We start from the raw sequence: 3,143 nt of genomic DNA, 5'->3' as shown, positions 1-3,143 counted from the left end.
CTGACGAAGTCAGTAACCACACCTACGACAAGGCGACGTTGACACGGTTTGAAGAGATTTTCGAAGAGTATTAGTCATTTTCTTGATTTTCTTCCCAATCATGGTAGGCAGCGTAGAGCTGGCTTTTATTCCACTGGTAAATCTTAGCGACTTCCTTGATAGCTTGATTTTTCTTCATGCCTTGCTGGATACGGGCTTGGATTTCTAAGAACAAGTCCTCCTCGTCTTTTTCCTCCACATCCTGACTGGCACCTTCAACAATGAGAAGGCATTCTCCTTTAAGTGGCGTTTCAGCAATGCTTTCCAATAACTCAGAAATGGTACCGCGTTGGTATTCTTCATAGATTTTAGTCAATTCCCTGACCAAGACAACCGAGCGGTTACCGTAGACTTCTAACATATTTTCCAACGTATCTGCTACACGATGAGGCGATTCATAGAAAATCTGAGTTTCAGGATAATCTTTTTTCGAGTCGAAAAATTGCTTTTGCTGGCCTGATTTTCTCGGTAAAAAGCCGTAAAAGATATGTGGTTGTGGCGCTAGACCACTGGCAATCAAGGCAGAAATTCCTGCAGAGGCACCTGGAACAGTCACAACTGCAATTTCTTCCTCAATAGCTGCCTTAACCAAATCATGACCAGGGTCTGAAATGCTAGGCAAACCGGCATCAGAGACCTGAGCAATACTTTGCCCTGCTTTCAAGAAACCAATCAAATCAGGAATTTTTTCCTTGGCATTGTGCTCATGAAAACTGATCTGCTTGGTGGAAATGTCAAAATGCTTGAGCAAAAGACCTGTATTGCGCGTATCCTCAGCAGCAATCCAGTCCACTTCTTTCAAGGTCTGGATAGCGCGAAAGGTCATATCATCTAGATTGCCAATCGGCGTTGCCACTAGATACAGCTTGCCATAGGGAAACTGCCCCTTAAAACTTTTTTGAATCTGCATGCTTACTCCCTGTATAACAACTCGTCACAGAACATACATTCCTCGTCCTGTTCTCGACGTTGTCCATAAAAATCATTACATACGTGAAATCCATCACGGTAAATGCGACGAACACTTTCGCGAACATGCTTGGCCTTGACGGGAGCGTCTGCTTCCACCTCACCCAAACGTTCGCGCAACTTAGAATTTTCCAAACGAAGAGCTGTATTTTCCTCTACTAGGCTCTTGAGATTTTTCTTGATAGCTTCCACATCGGCCAAGGTTACCAATAACTGTTGGGAAAAATCATCCAGCGCGTCAAATAATTCTTTTTTGTCCATAAGCCAGGCCTTTCCTTTCTTTATCGTTCATTTTTGAGTTTATATTTCTTTCAAGACCAGATATTCCATGGCATTTTGAAAGCTGACATTAGCTTGCCACATTTTTCTAGCTTCTAGCAAATCTTGTAGAATCACCCTTACTCTTACCTGCAAGAGATCCTGCCCACAGAGAACTTCAAGAACCCGTAAAACCTGATCTTGTTTTTCCTTATCATCTGCCAAGTTCGCTAATTTGGCAACCTGTAGATAACTTTCTTTTTTCTTAGCTACTAACCAAGTCAGCAGGCGTTCACTTTCATCGACCAAGGTCCAAAAACTTGCCTGATTAGCCAACTTTTCTGCTTCAGCTCGCGATTGACTAAACTGAGCTAAAAGAGTCGCTTTTTTCTTAACAAGTCCCATTTGTTCTAAGAGCAAGATGAGTTGTTCTTCTTGCTTTTTAAAGTGGAAAATCTGGGTCCGACTTCGGATTGTCGGTAACATCTTTTCCTCATCGCTAGTCAAGAAGAAAATATAAACTTCACTCTGGGGTTCTTCGATGACCTTAAGCAGAGAATTGGCTGCGTTGGGATGCATTTTATCCGCTTGCTCGATGATAAAGACCTGTTGCTGGCTTTCAATCCCTGCTTGAGAAAACTGTCCCACCAATTCCCGAATGCGTTCTGTCTTGATGACCTGATTGACTGGCTTAATCAAGGTTACATCGGGAAATTCTCCCTGTTCAATCAGCTTACAATTTCGGCAGTTTTCACATGGTAAAACATCTACCTTATCCGTACAAAATAGACTCTTGGCCAAAAACTGCGCCATTTCCAGGCTTCCAAAGAAACCTGAAAAGAGATAGGCGTGATTGAGCTGGTCTTGTTCTAAGATACGGACAAATCGGTCAAACTGGGCTGGTTGCCAAGCCTTTAATTGTTCTTGTTTCATTTGGCCAAGCCCATTCCGTCAAACAAGACAGCCTTGGTAGTTTCCACAACTTGCTCCAAAGGGAGACTAGCATCAATCTTGACAATGCGATTTCCCTCTTTATCCAGAAGAGAAAGGTAGCCTTGACGAACTTTTTTATGCAAGTCCAACCCTTCCAAATCCAAACGATTAACCTCGCGGTCACTATTAGCAGCAATACGAGCCAGCCCTTCTTCCACCTCGATGTCAAAATAGAGTGTCAAATCGGGTTTGAGGCCATCTGTCGCAAACTGATTGAGCCAGTCAATGGCTTCAATATCTAAGCCACGACCAAATCCCTGATAGGCAACAGAACTATCGATAAAACGATCCATGATGACCAACTTGCCAGCTTCAAGGGCTGGAAGAACTTTTTCCACCAAATGCTGTCTGCGACTGGCAATATAGAGAAGTAGCTCTGTTTTAGCATCCATCTGAGTATGACTTGGATCCAAAATCACTTCCCGAATCTTCTCCCCAATCAAGACTCCGCCAGGTTCACGGGTCGTCAACACCTCTACTCCTTTTTCCTCTAAAATTGGTAGCAGAGCCTCTAAAACACTGGTCTTGCCTGCTCCCTCTGGTCCCTCAAGAGAGACTAAAAATCCTTTTGACATGTCTAACTCATTTCTTTTTTACTACTTCTATTCTATCAAAAAAATAGGGGTTTGTGACAATCTTTTTGTCTTCTCATTTCATACTCAATGAAAATCAAAGAGCAAACTAGGAAGCTAGCCGCAGGTTGCTCAAAACACTGTTTTGAGGTTGCAGATAGAACTGACGAAGTCAGCTCAAAACACTGTTTTGAGGTTGTGGATAGAACTGACGAAGTCAGCTCAAAACACTGTTTTGAGGTTGTGGATAGAACTGACGAAGTCAGTAACCATACCTACGGCAAGGCGAAGTTGACGTGGTTTGAAGAGTAT

4 protein-coding genes and 1 pseudogene are annotated in these 3,143 nt (G+C 43.0%); 1 reads left to right on the top strand and 4 read right to left on the bottom strand.

From position 1 onward, the window contains the following. Nucleotides 1–70: 70 nt before the first annotated feature. From rsmI to tmk, 4 genes are read right to left on the bottom strand one after another with little or no spacing between them, the layout of a single operon-like run. On the bottom strand, nt 71–949 hold the full coding sequence (gene rsmI, locus HT703_RS11285; protein ID WP_023936951.1) for a 16S rRNA (cytidine(1402)-2'-O)-methyltransferase: 879 nt from the start codon (nt 947–949) through the stop codon (nt 71–73). Between the two features lie 2 nt (nt 950–951). After that, entirely contained in the window at nt 952–1,269 is a 318-nt protein-coding gene (yabA, locus tag HT703_RS11280; protein WP_000358228.1) for a DNA replication initiation control protein YabA, read from the bottom strand. 39 nt (nt 1,270–1,308) lie between these two features. Continuing rightward, complete coding sequence (locus HT703_RS11275; RefSeq protein WP_023936953.1) at nt 1,309–2,199, bottom strand: DNA polymerase III subunit delta'; 891 nt, start codon at nt 2,197–2,199, stop codon at nt 1,309–1,311. Beyond that, nucleotides 2,196–2,834 carry a dTMP kinase gene (tmk, locus tag HT703_RS11270; RefSeq protein ID WP_000033362.1) on the bottom strand — a complete coding sequence of 213 codons (639 nt, stop codon included), beginning with the start codon at nt 2,832–2,834 and terminating at the stop codon, nt 2,196–2,198. Before tmk ends, HT703_RS11275 begins: the two co-directional genes overlap by 4 nt. A gap of 87 nt (nt 2,835–2,921) precedes the next feature. Between tmk and HT703_RS11920 the strand changes: the two are divergent. Further along, a pseudogene (locus tag HT703_RS11920) lies at nt 2,922–3,143 on the top strand (hypothetical protein); the annotation flags it as partial.

The sequence above is a fragment of the Streptococcus sp. 3874 genome, assembly GCF_013276425.1.
GTDB classification, from domain to species: Bacteria; Bacillota; Bacilli; order Lactobacillales; family Streptococcaceae; genus Streptococcus; species Streptococcus pseudopneumoniae.
This window is presented reverse-complemented; position numbering and strand designations above follow the sequence as displayed.